Below are 15268 nucleotides of genomic sequence, written 5' to 3'. Positions count from 1 at the left end.
GCACACGGATGTACGGAATATCCGGTCGCGCCCGGTGCCGGCCGGCTGACACCCTTCCCGTATGACCGGATCGTCCGCACCCTCAGACCCGCCCTCCCCCCGTACCCCCCGTTCCCCCCGTTCCTCCTCGTCCTCCTCGTCCTCCGCTTCCGAGGCGCGCTTCGACGCCCTCGTCGCGGAGGCCGCCGCCGCGTCCGTCGACGGCTGGGACTTCTCGTGGTTCGACGGGCGGGCCACCGAGCAGCGCCCTTCCTGGGGGTACGCGCGCGCGATGGCGGACCGGCTGGCCCGGGCCGGGGCCGCGCTCGACATCCAGACCGGGGGAGGGGAGGTCCTGGCCTCCGCGCCGGTGCTGGCGCCGCTCACGGTGGCCACCGAGTCCTGGCCGCCGAACGTCGCCCGTGCGACCGCCCTGCTGCATCCGCGCGGCGCCGCCGTCGTCGCGGACTCCGACGAGCCGCCGCTGCCCTTCGCCGACGGCGCCTTCGACCTGATCGTCAGCCGGCATCCGGTGACGACGTGGTGGGACGAGATCGCCCGGGTCCTGGCCCCCGGAGGGACGTACTTCTCCCAGCAGGTCGGACCGGCGAGCGTGTTCGAGCTCGTCGAGTGGTTCCTCGGCCCGCGGACCCCCGAGGAACGCGGCGCCCGCGACCCGGGACGCGCCCGGGACGACGCGGAGGCCGCCGGGCTGGAGGTGACGGATCTGCGCGCCGAACGGCTGCGCGTCGAGTTCCTGGACATCGGCGCCGTCGTCCACTTCCTGCGGAAGGTCATCTGGATGGTGCCGGGATTCACCGTCGACGCCTACCTGCCCCAACTGCGGTCCCTCCACCGGAAGATCGAGGAGGAAGGGCCGTTCGTCGCGTACAGCGCGCGCTTCCTGATCGAGGCCCGGAAAACTGGCCGGCCGTCAACGGGCCTACGCTGAGGGCGGCTTCACCGGCCGGATGCAACGGGATCACCTGCCCCTCCGTCCTACCCATCAGTAGTGCGACCCTGGTGGTTGAGCGCACAGTGAAGGAGCAGGTCATGTCGGTGGGAAGGGAAATGCCGGGCGGAGAGATCAGCCCGCCGGCCGGCCGGCCGCGCCACGGGAAGGCCGACTGGCTCACGGGTGCGCGGATCACCTCCGTCCAGGGCCTGTTCTACCGTCCCGAGGGGCGCGCGGGGGAGCCGGAAGCCGTCGAATTCGTGCTGGAGGGCGGCCAGTCGGTGCTGCTGACCTGCGCCTCCGACCACACGCTGAGCATCACCTCCGGTGCCTGGCCCGGCCTCCCCGACTGGTGTGTGCCGGCCGGCCAGTGGCAGTTCGAGCAGCTGAGCAGGCTGCCTCCCCCTCCCTACGGCGGGGCGTGGACCGTCGTCGGCACGCGGGAGCGGCGCGACGAGCACGGCGAGGTGCGCGAGGCGGTGCTGCGGTGCGAGAACGGGGACTTCGTGATCGTCGGCGGCGACACGGTGGCGATCCGCTTCGTACCCTGCTGAGTGCCGGGGCGCTGCGCCCCGCACGGCGTTCCGGGAGCCCCAGCCCCTACGCGTGGCCGCCCACCGTCACCTCTCCCACCGTCAGCTCCGGATTCCCCTCCAGCACCTGGCCCACCGCCGCCACCTGCTCCTCCAGCGCCCGTGTCCGCCCCGCGTCCAGCGGGCTCAGGGGCTCCACGGTCACCGCGATCCGCCTCCCCGAGCGGCGCTGGTGCCACACCCCGGCGACCGTGCCGTCCACCAGCAGCAGCGGGAAGTTGCCCGCCTGGCCGCCGGCCAGCGCCCGCCCGTACGCCGCCCCGGGGAAGAGCCGCTCGCGGGGCCGCGAGGCGATGCCGAACGCGTCGAAGTAGGGGAGCAGCCGCACACCGCGCGGCGCGGCCGAGGGGAAGAGCGTGTCGCCCGCCGCCACCCAGGCCGCCCCCCAGCCCTCGAACTCCACCTCCTCGATCGCGCCGGCCCCGGCCAGCTCCTCGAAGACCCGGCCGGCCCAGCCGCGCGGTGCCGCGAGCCACTGGGCGAAGTGGACCGGGGTCGCGGGACCGTACGCCCGCAGATAGCGCCGTACGAGCTCGGCCGTCGCCTCCCGGGCGGGCATCGGGACGGTCCCGGGGTTGGTGTACGTGGCCTTCCGGCCCCGGTTCGGCGCGTAGCACAGGGCGCCCCGGTGGCCCGCCAGGTGCAGCACCTGGCGCCAGCGCGGCCACATCCCCTGGAACGCGGGCATCACCAGGTCACCCGCCCAGGGGCCGGTGCGGGCGATCACCTCGTCGGAGAGCTCGTCGACCGTGAGCTCGGCACCCGTCAGGGCGTCGCCCACGGCGGTGACGACCGCCTCGACCTGCTCCGGTGTCATCCGGGCGTCCTTGGAGAACGGGCTGCTGCCCGCCGGCACGGCCGACAGGGCGCCCGTCCACATCGGCAGGTCCTCGGCGGGCAGCAGGTGCACGGTGCCGCGCGGGCCGAACGTCTTGACGAGGGACCGGTCCGTCCACAGCGCCGTCCGCACATCCGTACGGGTCGTTCCCGGCGCGCGGAGCCCGGCCGAGAGCTCGGCGGCCGACAGCACCTGCGCGTGCGCCCCGAGCATCGCCGCGACGGCCGCGGTGACGTCCTGGGCGGGGGAGCCGGTGGACGGGGCGCCGCCGGAGAGGAACTGCCGGTCCAGGCGCCGGGCGTTCGCCCCGTTCCAGCTGACGGTGGTCGTGCGGGCTCGTGTCGTCATGGGCCGAATGTAGGAGACGTACAGGACGGAAACTGTCCTGTAGGCCGCCTCCCGGCACCTGGAAAGACCCCGTGGGGTGTGCCCGCAGCGCAGTCCGGCGAATTCGGAGAGTGATTATTTCGTGGCGTGGCACGCAGCAGCACTTACGAAGGGTTATGGTGGAAACCCCCCCTCGGGCCGGTCCGTACCCCCCCCCACGGACCGGCCCGTTTTTTTGTGCCCGGACCCAGGTCCCGGGCCGGGGCGCCCCGGGTCAGCCTCGGTTGGCCCAGATGTTGGTGCTCGCGGTGTCCACGGCGAAGGTGTCGATCTCCTTCAGCTCGGCGGCGGTCAGCGCCGGGGCGCCGAGCGCGGCCACGTTCTCCTCCAGCTGCTTCACGCTCGACGCGCCGATCAGCGCCGACGTCATACGGCTGTCGCGCAGGACCCAGTTGAGCGCCAGCTGCGCCAGGGACTGCCCACGCCCGCGCGCGATCTCGTTCAGCCCCCGCAGCCGGCGCACCATCTCGTCGGACAGCAGGTCCGGGTCCAGGGACTTGCCCTGGCTGGCGCGCGACCCCTCGGGGATGCCCGCCAGGTACTTCCCGGTGAGCAGGCCCTGGGCGAGCGGTGCGAAGGAGATGCAGCCCATCCCGGCCGTCTCCAGCGTGTCCAGCAGCCCGTCGGCCTCCACCCAGCGGTTGACCATCGAGTAGGACGGCTGGTGGATCAGGGCGGGCACGCCCATCTCCTTGAGGATCCGCGCCGCCTCGGCGGTCTGCTCCGCGTTGTAGGAGGACACGCCCGCGTACAGCGCCTTGCCCCGGTTCACGGCGGAGGCGAGCGCACCCATCGTCTCCTCGAGCGGGGTGGCGGGGTCGAAGCGGTGGGAGTAGAAGATGTCGACGTGGTCGAGGCCCATGCGCCGCAGGGAGGCGTCCAGCGAGGACAGCAGGTACTTGCGGGACCCCCACTCCCCGTACGGGCCGGGGTGCATCAGATAGCCGGCCTTGGTTGAGATGACGAGCTCGTCCCTGTACGGGGCGAAGTCCTGGCGGAAGAGCTTGCCGAAGTTCAGCTCGGCGGAGCCGGGCGGCGGCCCGTAGTTGTTGGCCAGGTCGAAGTGGGTCACGCCGAGGTCGAAGGCGCGGCGCAGGATCGCCCGCTGGGAGCCGAGGCTGCGGTCGTCGCCGAAGTTGTGCCAGAGGCCGAGTGAGACGGCCGGCAGCTTGAGCCCGCTGCGGCCGGTGCGGCGGTACTCCATGGAGTCGTAGCGCGACGCTTCGGGGAGGTAGGAGAAGGAATCAGTCACGTTTCACTCCTTATCACGGAGTTGTGACAGACCGGGTTGGGCCCCTGTGACCCCGCCGCAGTAATGTGGCGGCTTCGGGACATGCCGATCCGCTGCGCGAGACGCGCGGTGTGCGGACCGCGCGGCGATCCCCCGGGGGGCGGCCCCGGACCCCCCGTGAGGGGGAGGACGGGCCAGGGCCCGTACGGAACCGAGAGGGTGAACTCAGTGAACTTGCGCGACCTGGTGTACGGGCTCTACGCACGCCGGGTGGGAGGCCGCCTGGACCACGACCAGGTGCCCAAGCACATCGGAGTCATCCTCGACGGCAACCGGCGGTGGGCGAAGGCGTCCGGCGGCTCGGCCGTGCAGGGACACCAGGCCGGGGCGGACAAGATCTCGGAGCTGCTCGGCTGGTGCAGCGAGACGGATGTCGAGGTCGTCACCCTCTGGCTGCTCTCCACGGACAACTTCGACCGGCCGGAGGCGGAGCTCATCCCGCTGCTCGGCATCATCGAGAACACCGTGCGCCAGCTGGCGTCCGACGGCCGGTGGCGCGTCCACCACGTCGGCACCCTCGATCTGCTGCCCTCCAGGACCCAGACGGTCCTCAAGGAGGCCCAGGAGGCCACGGCGGGCGTCGACGGGATAATCGTCAACGTCGCCGTCGGCTACGGCGGGCGCCAGGAGATCGCGGACGCCGTCCGCTCGCTCCTGCTGGAGCACTCCTCCCGGGGCACCACCTTCGAGGAGCTCGCCGAGGTCGTCTCCACGGATCTGATCTCCGAGCACCTCTACACCCGCGGACAGCCCGACCCGGACCTCGTGATCCGTACGAGCGGGGAGCAGCGGCTGTCGGGCTTCATGCTCTGGCAGAGCGCCCATTCGGAGTACTACTTCTGCGAGGTCTTCTGGCCGGCCTTCCGCAAGGTCGACTTCCTGCGCGCCCTGCGTGACTACGCGGCGCGCCACCGGCGCTACGGCGCCTGAGCGGCGCCGGGCCGCCCCCCGGTCCCCCGGTCCGGGCTGATCCAAACGGAAGACCCTTGTCGCAGGCAGGGGCATGGCTTCGCGTGTTCGAGGGAATACAGCTCTCAGGTCGACGTCCGGTCAGTAACCGGGCGGACGTCGCAGCCAAGTGAGCGGCACCCAGCCCGCTCGCCCGGGAGGCCCTTTGCACACGAAGGACCGCACACCGTGCGGCCGACGCGGAGGGCCGGTGTTCGGCCCGCGCACGGGGCCCGAACCCGGTCCGTCCTCTCCCTTCGGGAAGTTGCGCGGCGTCCGTCGCACTCCCCGACCTCGTCCGAGGGGGTACGTCCTTCCGTGGTGACCAGCACTAAGCGCCGCATGCCCGACAGGCGCACCTATGTTCTCGACACCAGCGTCCTGCTGGCCGACCCCAAAGCCATGACCCGGTTCGACGAGCACGAAGTCGTGCTGCCGATCGTCGTGGTCACGGAGCTGGAGGCCAAAAGGCACCACCCCGAGCTCGGATACTTCGCCCGGCAGGCCCTGCGTCTGCTGGACGACTTCCGGATCAGGTACGGCCGGCTGGACGCCCCGATCCCGCTCGGGGATCTGGGCGGGTCGCTCCGTGTCGAACTCAACCATTCCGACCCCGGCGTGCTCCCCGCCGGCTACCGGTTGGGGGACAACGACTCACGGATCCTCGCGGTCGCACGCAATCTGCAGGCCGAGGGGTACGACGTCACCGTCGTCTCCAAGGACCTGCCGCTCCGGATCAAGGCGTCCTCGGTCGGCCTCCTCGCCGAGGAGTACCGCGCCGAGCTCGCGGTCACCGACTCCGGCTGGACCGGGATGGCGGAGCTCACCCTCGCCGCGGAACAGGTCGACCTGCTGTTCGGTGAGGAGAGCCTGTTCATCCCCGAGGCGGCCGAGTACCCCGTGCACACGGGGCTCGTCCTCCAGTCCGAGCGGGGCAAGGCGCTCGGCAGGGTCACGGCCGAGGGCAACGTGCGTCTCGTGCGCGGCGACCGGGAGGCCTTCGGGATCCACGGCCGCAGCGCCGAGCAGCGCATCGCCCTCGATCTGCTCCTCGACCAGGACGTCGGCATCGTGTCCATGGGCGGCCGGGCGGGCACGGGCAAGTCGGCCCTGGCGCTCTGCGCGGGCCTGGAGGCCGTGCTGGAGCGCCGTCAGCACCAGAAGGTGATGGTCTTCCGTCCGCTGTACGCGGTCGGCGGGCAGGAGCTCGGCTATCTCCCCGGCAGCGAGGCCGAGAAGATGAGCCCCTGGGCGCAGGCCGTCTTCGACACGCTGTCGGCGGTCGCCGGGCGCGAGGTCATCGAAGAGGTGCTGGGGCGCGGGATGCTGGAGATCCTTCCGCTCACCCACATCCGGGGGCGTTCGCTCCACGACGCGTTCGTGATCGTGGACGAGGCGCAGTCGCTGGAACGGAACGTCCTGCTGACCGTGTTGTCCCGTATCGGGGCGAATTCGCGGGTGGTGCTCACGCACGACGTGGCGCAGCGGGACAACCTCAGGGTCGGCCGGTACGACGGAGTCGTCGCCGTGGTCGAGAAACTGAAGGGGCATCCGCTCTTCGCGCACGTCACGCTCACCCGCTCCGAGCGGTCGCCGATCGCGGCGCTGGTGACCGAAATGCTGGAGGACGGTCACATCTGACCCGTAACACCCCATAGATGCCGCCCGGCGAGCCAAGGAGCTTAGCCGGGCGGCATTGTGCTGCGCCGTCATTTCCGAAAAAGTGGTGCGCCAAACGGGGTGTGACCTTTCCCACGCAACACAGAATTGCAACAGGCCGTGTCCGTCCGGCAGAGTCTTGCTTCCGTCAGGCCCCGCATACGGCACTTGGGCACCTCCAGAGGCGCCACGCACCACACAACTCAACAAACGCCGTCCGTATGCCGCCCGCGAGAACCACGCGGCGCTTCCGAGAGGAAGTCGCCCACCGGGCCCGTGCCTCCCGTGACCCAAGCAGTAGGGAGGCCAGTGTCAGGGGCACGATTGCGCCCGCGAGGTCACCTAAGCGGGCGATGCTGGAAGGACACCGTGTGAGCCGGATCTCGGTCCGGGGGTTCGCCGTGGCATCTGCCACCGCGGTCACCACCGTAGGCGCCGTCGTAGGCGTTGCGTCGGGCAGCACTCCCGCTGCGGACGACAACAACTTCGAGGCGGCCGCAGCCGACACCACGCTGCTCGCAGACATCCCCGCGGGCCAGCAGGCCCAGGTTCAGACCGCTTCGCTGACGCAGCAGGCCGACGCCCAGGCGTCCGCGGCCGACGCGGCGGCGAAGAAGTCCGCCGAGGAGACGGCCCGCATCCAGGCCGCCAAGGACGCCAAGTCGAAGAAGCAGGCGGCCGAGGACAAGCTGGAGGCGGAGCGCAAGGCCAAGGACGACGCCGAGCGCGCGAGCCGCGACTCCGTCCGGGACGCCACCTCGTTCTCGGCGCAGGGTTCCTACAGCGTGGCCGACGTACAGGCGATGGCCCGCCAGATGATCCCCGCCGACCAGTTCCAGTGCTTCAGCAACATCGTGAACCACGAGTCGAGCTGGAACTACCAGGCGAGCAACCCCTCCTCGGGCGCGTACGGTCTGGTCCAGGCGCTGCCCGGTTCCAAGATGTCGTCCGCCGGTGCCGACTGGCAGACCAACCCGGCCACCCAGATCAAGTGGGGCCTCAGCTACATGGACGGCCGCTACGGCAGCCCGTGCGGCGCCTGGTCCTTCTGGCAGGCCAACAACTGGTACTAGAACCCCGCGAGGTTCGCTCAACTCCGGGAAGCCCCGCACCGTCCTACGGTGCGGGGCTTCCCGCGTGTACGGTCGTCCGGACACCCCCGGGGGCGTGCGCGGGGCGAATGGGGGAAGGGAAGATCCATGTCGAAACTTCCGGGGTGGCTCGGCCGGCTGGGCGCCGAACTCACCGAGATCGGGGCGCGCCTGGAAGAACGCCGCGCCGAGGACGAACGCCGTGCCGAGGCGGATGCCATGAGCGGCTCGTCGTCGACGCTCTCCACGGTCGTCGCCGAACAGGTCCCGGCCCCGCCCTCCTACGCCCCCTCCGTGGCCGCGAAGCCCGACCCGGTCGCCGCGATCCCCTGGGGGATGCGGGTGGCCGCCGAGGCGGGCTGGCGGCTGCTGGTCCTGGCCGGCACGCTCTGGGTGCTCATGCGGATCATCAGCGCCGTCCAGCTGGTCGTCCTCGCGTTCGTCGCCGCCCTGCTGGTGACCGCGCTGCTCCAGCCGACCGTCGTACGGCTGAGGCGGACCGGGCTGCCGCGCGGTCTGGCCACCGCGGTCACCGCGGTGCTCGGCTTCGTCGTGATGGGCCTGGTGGGCTGGTTCGTCGTGTGGCAGGTGATGGACAACCTGGACACGCTCTCCGACAAGGTGCGTGACGGCATCGACGAGCTGAAGCGCTGGCTCCTCGACAGCCCGTTCCATGTCACCGAGTCGCAGATCAACGACATCGCGAAGAACCTCAGCGACACCATCGGCACCAACACCGAGGAGATCACCTCCGCGGGGCTCCAGGGCGTTACCGTGATGGTCGAGGTCCTCACCGGGATGCTGCTGGCGATGTTCTCGACGCTCTTCCTGCTGTACGACGGGAAGCACATCTGGCAGTGGGTGCTCAAGCTGGTCCCCGCCCAGGCCCGGCCGGGCGTCGCGGGCGCCGGGCCGCGCGCCTGGCGGACGCTGACGGCCTATGTGCGGGGCACGGTGATCGTGGCCCTGATCGACGCGATCTTCATCGGCCTCGGGATCTACTTCCTCGACGTGCCGATGGCGGTGCCGCTCGCCGTCTTCATCTTCCTCTTCGCGTTCATCCCCCTGGTCGGCGCGGTGGTCTCCGGCGCCCTCGCCGTGGTCGTCGCGCTCGTCACCCAGGGCGTGTTCACCGCGCTGATGGTTTTGATCGTGGTGCTCGCCGTGCAGCAGATCGAGGGCCACATCCTGCAGCCCTTCATCCTCGGCCGCGCCGTACGCGTCCACCCGCTGGCCGTCGTGCTGTCCGTCGCGGCGGGCGGCATGGTCGCCGGCATCGGCGGTGCGGTCGTCGCCGTACCCCTGGTCGCGGTGACCAACACGGTGGTCGGCTATCTGCGCTCGTACGGACAGGACCCGGCCGTGCTCCAGGGGCCGGGGCCGCACGGCGCCACGGCGTTGTCGGCCATACCGCCCACCGAACCGCCCTCGGCCCGGCAGACGGAGGAGCCCGCGGGCGGGGACGAGCGCCCGGTGGACGAGCCGGAGAAGTGACATAAGAAGGGCCCCGGGGACGGTCGGTCGTCCTCGGGGCCCTTCTCGTTCATGGGGTACTACTCGGCGAGCACGGCCTCGGCTTCGAGGGTCACGCCGACCGCCTGGATCACCGAGGCGATCTTGACGGCTTCCTGAATGGTCTCACGGTCCACGCCCGCCTTGCGCAGCACCTGCTCGTGGGAGTCCAGGCACTGGCCGCAGCCGTTGATCGCGGAGACGGCGAGCGACCACAGCTCGAAGTCAACCTTCTCCACGCCCGGCTTGCCGATGACGTTCATCCGCAGGCCCGCACGGAGGTTTCCGTACTCGGGGTCCGACAGCAGGTGCCGGGTGCGGTAGAAGACGTTGTTCATCGCCATGATGGCGGCGGCCGACTTCGCCGCGGTGTACGCCTCGGCGGAGAGGTTGGCCTTGGCCTCCGGCTCCAGCTCGCGCAGCACCTTCGGCGAGCGCGAGGCGATCGCGCAGGCCAGGACGGTGCCCCACAGCTGCTGCTGGGGGAGCTCGCTGTTGCCGATGACCGAACCGAGGTTCAGCTTCAGGTCCTTGGCGAAGTCCGGTATGGCGGACTTCAGTTCATCGAGTGCCATGTCGTATCAGCTCACTCGCCCGAGAGGAGCGCGACCGGGTCGAGGGTGTTCTCGCCCTTGGTCCAGTTGCAGGGGCAGAGCTCGTCGGTCTGCAGGGCGTCGAGGACCCGCAGGACCTCCTTGGGGTTACGGCCCACGGAACCGGCGGTCACCATCGTGAACTGGATCTCGTTGTTCTGGTCGACGATGAAGACGGCGCGCTGCGCGAAGCCGTCCTCGCCCTCGATGCCGAGGTCACGCATGAGCTCGTGCTTCGAGTCGGCCAGCATCGGGAAGGGCAGGTCGGTCAGGTCCGGGTGGTCCTTGCGCCAGGCGTGGTGCACGAACTCGGAGTCACCGGAGAAGCCGAGGATCTGCGCGTCACGGTCGGCGAACTCGTCGTTCAGCTTGCCGAAGGCGGCGATCTCGGTGGGGCACACGAAGGTGAAGTCCTTCGGCCACGCGAAGACGATCTTCCACTGACCCTCGTAGGTCTTGTGGTTGATCTGCTCGAACTCCTTGCCGCTCTCCAGCGACACGCAAGCGGTCAGGTCGAACTCGGGGAACTTGTCACCGACAGTGAGCACGCGCACTCCTTGCTGCATAGGAAATCCCCTTTTGGGGGCGTTCCTGGGGGTTGGACTGCCCCCACCTTGGCACAGAGTGCATTGATCACGGAAATAGCTACACTCGGTCGGGATGATCGGAGGTGCCTATCAGTGGCGTATGTAAATCAGGCTATTAGGGTCAAGCAGCCCAGCCTCGCGCAGCTGCGCGCCTTCGCGGCCGTGGCGGAGCATCTCCACTTCCGGGATGCGGCGGCAGCAATCGGGATGAGTCAGCCGGCACTCTCCGGAGCGGTGTCCGCGCTGGAGGTGGCACTGGGTGTCCAGCTCATCGAGCGTACGACGCGCAAGGTGCTGCTCTCACCGGCGGGGGAGCGCCTCGCGGTGCGGAGCCGGGTGGTGCTGGAGGCGCTCGGCGAGCTGATGGAGGAGGCCGAGGCGGTGCGCGCGCCGTTCACCGGGGTCCTCAGGCTCGGTGTGATCCCGACGGTCGCGCCGTATCTGCTGCCGGCCGTGCTCCGGCTGGTCCATGAGCGCTACCCGGACCTGGACCTCCAGGTCCACGAGGAGCAGACCTCCTCGCTGCTGGAGGGGCTGGCCGCCGGGCGGCTGGACCTGCTGCTGCTCGCCGTGCCGCTCGGGGTGCCCGGGGTCACGGAACTCCCGCTCTTCGACGAGGACTTCGTGCTCGTCATGGAGAAGGAGCACGCTCTCGCCGGGCGCACCGCCCTGCCGCGCGAGACGCTGCGCGACCTGCCGCTGCTGCTGCTCGACGAGGGGCACTGCCTGCGTGACCAGGCGCTGGACATCTGCCGGGAGGCGGGGCGCACCCAGGGGGCGCCGGTGACGACGACCGCGGCCGGGCTCTCCACCCTGGTCCAGCTCGTCGCGGGAGGGCTCGGGGTGACGCTCCTGCCGCGTACGGCGGTGACGGTGGAGACCGGGCGGAACGAGGCCCTGTCCACCGGGTACTTCACGGACCCGGCGCCCTCACGGCAGGTGGCGCTGGCCGTGCGGACGGGTTCGGCGCGCCACGAGGAGTTCGAGGAGCTCGCGGCCGCGCTGCGCGGGGCGATGGGGACCCTGCCGGTACGCGTGGCGGAGGGCGGCCGGACCTGAACCACGGTCCGGCCGCCCTCCGCCGACCGCTACTCGCTGCGCAGCCCGTCGGGGCGCATCATGCGCCACAGCGGCGGCAGGGAGAGCAGGGTGACCAGCAGGATGAGCGACGCGCCCGCGCCCGCCAGCGGCAGGAACAGCCACCAGTCGGACACCTCCTTGCGGACCATCCAGCACAGGGTGGCGCCGAGGGCGAGGCCGCCGGCCACCGCCACCGCGAGCCCTAGGACCACCGGGACCGCGGTCTGCCACAGCACCGACCAGCCGAGGGTGGCCCGCCGGGTGCCGAAGGCGACCAGGACCGACAGCAGCCGCTTGCGCTCACGGAGCTGCTCCAGCTGGGAGACCAGCATGGACGCGGCGATCAGCAACAGGGTGGCGGTGGCGCCCACCTGGAGGCCGGTCTGGATGCTCGCGTACTGCCGGTCGCGCTCGACGGACGTCATCGTGACCAGGCGCATGCCGGGGTCGATGCGGGCCGCCGTGTTGCGTACGTGCTCGGCGGCGTCCGGGACGCTGTCGTCGATGCGGATCTGCGAGACGGTGCTCGCGCCCGGCAGGGTGGTCGCGTCGATCGCCCCGGGGGTGACCATGATCCCCCAGCGGTCCTCGCCGACCGGGTCCTTCCGGCTCAGCACGGTCCTCGCGTCGGCCGGCAGCGTCCAGCGCAGCGACGCGCCGCTGCCCGAGTCGAACTGGACCACCTTGCCCTTGCGGGCGGTCTGGTCCACCCAGCCCGCCATCTCCTTGTCACCCCTGGGGTGCACCACGAAGGTGTCGCCGTCCTCGCAGGAGTCGATGCGGGCGACCTCGCGCAGGGTGGCGCAGTCGCCGACGCTGAACGAGGTGGTGGGCTGGATGTCGTCCTCGGCGTACTTCCCCGGCTTGGTGGCGTACGCCTCGACCATGCCGATGACCTGGGTGACGCCCTCGGTGGCGCGGAACTCCTTGATCGTCCGCATGGCGGCGTCCCCGCTGACCTGCTCCGACGAGGCGTAGAACTGGGCGCGGGTGGTGTCCTGCCCGGTGGCCTTGTTGAAGTCGGCGTTCATCGCGGCGAACAGCATCTGCACGGCCACCGCGCCGGCCACCGCCACGGTGACGCCGCTGACCGCGCGGGAGGCCGCGCCGCTGCTCAGCTGGAGCCTGCGGGTGGCGAGCTGCCAGGGCACCGGGCCGCCGCGCAGCCGGTTCACGCAGGCTTCGACCAGCCACGGCAGCAGCAGGGCGAGCCCGACGAGGACCAGGACCGCGCCGCCGGCGATGGCGTACGGGTTGACGACCTCGTACTCGCCGGCCTTGCCGGTCAGCCCGAACACACCGAGTCCCGCGAGCGGGAGCAGCAGTCGCCACCACAGGCGGCGCTTGCGGGCCCGGCTGTTGCGTACGACGCCGAGCGGCTCGATGACCACCGAGCGCATCGCCGTCAGCGTGACCAGCACCGCCGTCAGCGGGACGGCGAGCGCGATGAGCAGGCACAGCCGTGGGTCGGGGGCGAGGTCGGCGGGGAAGGCGCTGACGTCCCAGATCTCCACGTAACCGACGAACTGGCGTCCCGTCAGGAACAGCGCCAGCCCGATGAGAAGGCCGAGGACCGAGCCGAAGAGGGCCTCGCCGGCCGCGATCCGGCGGGTCGACCGGATGTCCGTGCCGACCAGCCGCAACGCGGCCAGACGGCGGTCGCGGCGGTCGCCGCCGAAGCGTACGGCGGTGGCGATGAAGATGGCGACGGGCGCCAGGAGCACCACGCAGACCACGATCACCAGCACGATGAGCAGCGGCGCGAGCGGGGGGTTCGGTCCGGGGTCGCCGTATCCGGTGACCCGGTGGCCGCCCGTGGCCGTGGTCAGGGTGTCGCTGCCGGCGTAGAACCACAGTTCGCCGGGGGAACGCAGCCCCTCGTCCGTGATCGTGCCGGTCACCTTGTACGGATAACGCTCCTTGAGCAGGGCGTGGTCCGGGGAGTCGAGGAGGGCCTTGAGGGCGGGGGAGACCACCATCTCGCCGGCCGCGGGCATGGCGTCGATGCCCGGCGGGAGGACCGGGTGGTCGCCGTCGGCGCGCATCAGATAGCCGGTGATGGAGCGGTCGTGGTACTCGGTGTCCGACGAGATCCGCAGGACCGTGCTGTCCGACTTCTTCGCCTGCGCGTCGGGGTTCTCGGAGATCTTGGTCTCGCTGCGGGCCTGGTCGCGGGCGTTGCGCACGTCGAGCGCGTGCGGCACGGAGGCGGCGAGGAACAGCAGCGTCACCCCGAGGCCGACGCCGACCGCGGTGAGCAGGGTGCGGGTCCAGCCCTCGCGTCCGCCGGCGGCGGCGAAGCGGACGCCGAGGGCGAGGTCGCGCAGCCAGGCGGGGGTACGGGAGGGGCCGGGCGGGTCCGCCGGGACGGCCGGGGCCTCCTTCCGGTCGAGCAGCGTCATACGGCGTGCTCCAGGTCGCGGGCCCGGCCGTCGCGGACGGTGACATCGCGGTCGGAGTAGGCGGCCACGCGGGCCTCGTGCGTCACCAGGACGACGGCGACGTTGGCGGAGCGGGCCGCGTCGGTGAGCAGCTGCATGACGCGCTCGCCGTTGAGGGAGTCCAGGGCGCCGGTCGGCTCGTCGGCGAAGATCACCTTCGGGGAGGCGGCCAGCGCACGGGCCACGGCGACGCGTTGGCCCTGGCCGCCGGAGACCTCGCCGGGGCGCTTGGCGCCGAGGTCGTCGACCTCCAGGCGCTCCATCCACTCCAGCGCGGTGCGCTCGGCGGCCTTGCGCCGGGTGCCGTTGAGCCTGAGCGGCAGGGCGACGTTCTCCACGCAGGTCAGCTCGGGGACGAGCTGGCCGAACTGGAACACGAAGCCGAACTCGCTGCGGCGCAACGCGCTGCGCTCGGCGTCGGACATCGAGGACATGTCACGTCCGGCGTAGGTGACGGTGCCGGAGTCGGGGGTGATGATCCCGGCGAGGCAGTGCAGCAGGGTCGACTTGCCGGAGCCGGACGGGCCCATCACGGCGACGACCTCGCCGGGGTGGACGGAGAACGAGGCGCCGTCCAGCGCGGGCGTCGAACCGTAGGCCTTGTGGAGGTCGTGGGCGGTGAGCAGGGAGCCGGCGGGGATCACGGGGCCACCACCTCGGCGAGCTTGCCGAGCCGGGCGGCGGTCAGTTCCAGCCACCGCAGATCGGCTTCGAGGTGGAACAGGGCGTGGTCGCAGATCAGCTGGTCGGCGAGGTCGCCCTTGCGCTTGCGGTCGGTGAGGAGGCGCATCAGACGCAGGTGTTCGGAGCGCTGCGCGTCCAGTACGTCGGCGGCGCTGCGGCCGGTGAGCATGGCCAGGACGACCTTGGTGTACAGGGTCGACTGGAGGTACGGCTCCGGCTTCTCGGGCTGCGCCAGCCAGGTGGCGACATCGGTGATGCCGGCGTCTGTGATGGCGTACCGCTTGCGCTCGGGCCCGCCGTCCGTCTCGACCCCGTCGACCTCGACGAGCCCGTTCTTGAGCAGGCGGGACATGGTCGCGTAGACCTGACCGTAGTGCAGCGGCCGATCGTGCCCGAACTTCTCGTCGAAGGCGCGCTTGAGGTCGTAACCGTGGCGGGGGCCGGACTCCAGGAGCCCGAGGAGGGTGTGACCGATTGACATGCGCTGCACTGTACACGGTGTGTATACCCGCCATGTATACGCCCCCGGACGCCGGGGGTGAATTCAAGCCCGTCCGGCGATTGAGGACGCCGGGCCCGGGGCGCGGCCCACCAGGGGCTCCGCCCCCCGGACCCCCGCGCCTCAATCGC

Annotated in this window: 14 protein-coding genes; 7 read left to right on the top strand and 7 right to left on the bottom strand. The window is 71.1% G+C overall.

The features are described 5' to 3' along the window. Positions 1-61: 61 nt before the first annotated feature. Positions 62-931, top strand: a complete 870-nt coding sequence (locus tag JKV81_RS17100) for a class I SAM-dependent methyltransferase (RefSeq protein WP_202076629.1) — start codon at positions 62-64, stop codon at positions 929-931. Between the two features lie 101 nt (positions 932-1032). Beyond that, complete coding sequence (locus tag JKV81_RS17095) at positions 1033-1488, top strand: hypothetical protein (protein ID WP_129265251.1); 456 nt, start codon at positions 1033-1035, stop codon at positions 1486-1488. A 46-nt stretch (positions 1489-1534) separates the two neighbouring features. On the opposite strand, the gene JKV81_RS17090 is transcribed toward JKV81_RS17095, so the two are convergent. Then, complete coding sequence (locus tag JKV81_RS17090; protein ID WP_202076628.1) at positions 1535-2713, bottom strand: winged helix DNA-binding domain-containing protein; 1179 nt, start codon at positions 2711-2713, stop codon at positions 1535-1537. A 253-nt stretch (positions 2714-2966) separates the two neighbouring features. After that, positions 2967-4004 (bottom strand): L-glyceraldehyde 3-phosphate reductase, encoded by a 1038-nt coding sequence (mgrA, locus tag JKV81_RS17085; RefSeq protein ID WP_124274452.1) that lies wholly within the window; start codon positions 4002-4004, stop codon positions 2967-2969. Positions 4005-4211: 207 nt separating this feature from the next. Here mgrA and JKV81_RS17080 point away from each other — a divergent pair, with 207 nt between their 5' ends. From JKV81_RS17080 to JKV81_RS17065, 4 genes are all read left to right on the top strand, one after another. Next, a complete protein-coding gene (locus JKV81_RS17080; RefSeq protein WP_099174712.1) occupies positions 4212-4973 on the top strand; it encodes an isoprenyl transferase in 762 nt (253 codons plus the stop codon). 336 nt (positions 4974-5309) lie between these two features. After that, the gene (gene phoH2, locus JKV81_RS17075) at positions 5310-6632 is read left to right on the top strand and encodes an RNA 5'-3' helicase PhoH2 (protein WP_124274453.1); all 1323 of its coding nucleotides are present in this window, start codon (positions 5310-5312) and stop codon (positions 6630-6632) included. Positions 6633-7021: 389 nt separating this feature from the next. Continuing rightward, the gene (locus JKV81_RS17070) at positions 7022-7723 is read left to right on the top strand and encodes an aggregation-promoting factor C-terminal-like domain-containing protein (RefSeq protein WP_129265253.1); all 702 of its coding nucleotides are present in this window, start codon (positions 7022-7024) and stop codon (positions 7721-7723) included. A gap of 126 nt (positions 7724-7849) precedes the next feature. Continuing rightward, positions 7850-9235 carry an AI-2E family transporter gene (locus JKV81_RS17065; RefSeq protein WP_129265254.1) on the top strand — a complete coding sequence of 462 codons (1386 nt, stop codon included), beginning with the start codon at positions 7850-7852 and terminating at the stop codon, positions 9233-9235. 59 nt (positions 9236-9294) lie between these two features. Here JKV81_RS17065 and JKV81_RS17060 read toward each other — a convergent pair whose 3' ends face one another. Both JKV81_RS17060 and JKV81_RS17055 read right to left on the bottom strand, forming a co-directional pair. Next, the gene (locus JKV81_RS17060) at positions 9295-9828 is read right to left on the bottom strand and encodes an alkyl hydroperoxide reductase (RefSeq protein ID WP_073744727.1); all 534 of its coding nucleotides are present in this window, start codon (positions 9826-9828) and stop codon (positions 9295-9297) included. Between the two features lie 11 nt (positions 9829-9839). Next, on the bottom strand, positions 9840-10394 hold the full coding sequence (locus JKV81_RS17055; protein ID WP_018100933.1) for a peroxiredoxin: 555 nt from the start codon (positions 10392-10394) through the stop codon (positions 9840-9842). A gap of 132 nt (positions 10395-10526) precedes the next feature. Here JKV81_RS17055 and JKV81_RS17050 point away from each other — a divergent pair, with 132 nt between their 5' ends. Beyond that, positions 10527-11492 carry a hydrogen peroxide-inducible genes activator gene (locus JKV81_RS17050; protein WP_202076626.1) on the top strand — a complete coding sequence of 322 codons (966 nt, stop codon included), beginning with the start codon at positions 10527-10529 and terminating at the stop codon, positions 11490-11492. Positions 11493-11521: 29 nt separating this feature from the next. On the opposite strand, the gene JKV81_RS17045 is transcribed toward JKV81_RS17050, so the two are convergent. From JKV81_RS17045 to JKV81_RS17035, 3 genes are read right to left on the bottom strand one after another with little or no spacing between them, the layout of a single operon-like run. Beyond that, entirely contained in the window at positions 11522-13915 is a 2394-nt protein-coding gene (locus JKV81_RS17045) for an ABC transporter permease (RefSeq protein ID WP_202076624.1), read from the bottom strand. Beyond that, a complete protein-coding gene (locus tag JKV81_RS17040; protein ID WP_202076622.1) occupies positions 13912-14598 on the bottom strand; it encodes an ABC transporter ATP-binding protein in 687 nt (228 codons plus the stop codon). The genes JKV81_RS17045 and JKV81_RS17040 overlap by 4 nt, the downstream gene beginning before the upstream one ends. After that, positions 14595-15119, bottom strand: coding sequence for a PadR family transcriptional regulator (locus tag JKV81_RS17035; RefSeq protein ID WP_202076620.1), 525 nt, complete (start codon positions 15117-15119; stop codon positions 14595-14597). The genes JKV81_RS17040 and JKV81_RS17035 overlap by 4 nt, the downstream gene beginning before the upstream one ends. Positions 15120-15268: the final 149 nt, after the last annotated feature.

The sequence above is a fragment of the Streptomyces silvae genome (genome assembly GCF_016745505.1).
Lineage (GTDB): Bacteria > Actinomycetota > Actinomycetes > Streptomycetales > Streptomycetaceae > Streptomyces > Streptomyces silvae.
This window is presented reverse-complemented; position numbering and strand designations above follow the sequence as displayed.